Genomic DNA, 775 nt, shown 5'->3' on the forward strand with positions numbered 1-775 from the left:
GGCCGCATCAGGGTGGCGCGCGCCTCCGATCGCCCGGGCCGCGCCGCGGCATAGGCGCCGCGCACGTAACGCTCGCCGCCCCAATTGGTCATCATGGCGCGTCCGACATGCTTGCGGGTGTCGGCACCGAAAATGTCGCACAGCCGGTCAACGACGAAATCGATACCGGCCGCCTCGCCGGCCGCCGACATTTCCCAGGCGAAGTCGCCGCCGACGAAGCCGACCATCAGGTCGAGATCGAAGGGAAAGCAGAGAAAGTAGATGTCGTGCCTGGCCAGCCGCTCGACCAGCAAATCGTCGAAAGGCTGCAGGCCGAGCCGGGTTCCGCTGATCTCGACCGGCAATTTGGTCAGCATGCCCATCGGCAGGTCGAAGAAAGCGGAAAAATGCGCATCGGGAAGGGCCGGCGAGAACGCGATCTCCTCGAAGGCGAGCACGGCGGGCGAGGCGGTGACGATGACCGCCCTGGCGCGGATTGTGCCGCGATCGGTGACGCAAGCGACATCCGGCCCGTTCCAGAAGATCCTGCGCACCGGGGTCGACAATTCGACCGGCACGTCGGCGCCGAAACGCGCGACCAGCGCGCCGAACCCTTCCTTGCTGAAATAGTTGGGGTCGAGATCGGCGGCGGCCTGGAAATCGCGGATCGATATCTCGTCCTCGTCGGCGCCGAAGTCCATCGGACCGGCGAAGGTGGCGGCGGCGCGCGGCGCCTGGCCCCTGGCGAGCAGCGCCGAAAGCCGGTCGTCGTCACCCTCCTCGACCTTGTGGGCGG

Annotated in this window: 1 protein-coding gene; it reads right to left on the reverse strand. The window is 67.4% G+C overall.

Going from position 1 to position 775, the window contains the following annotated elements; translation table 11 throughout:
• The coding region (locus tag EN742_RS36550; RefSeq protein ID WP_148670597.1) for an FAD-dependent oxidoreductase at positions 1 to 775 on the reverse strand (775 nt) is incomplete at both ends.

It is taken from the genome of Mesorhizobium sp. M4A.F.Ca.ET.020.02.1.1 (assembly GCF_004022645.1).
Lineage (GTDB): Bacteria > Pseudomonadota > Alphaproteobacteria > Rhizobiales > Rhizobiaceae > Mesorhizobium.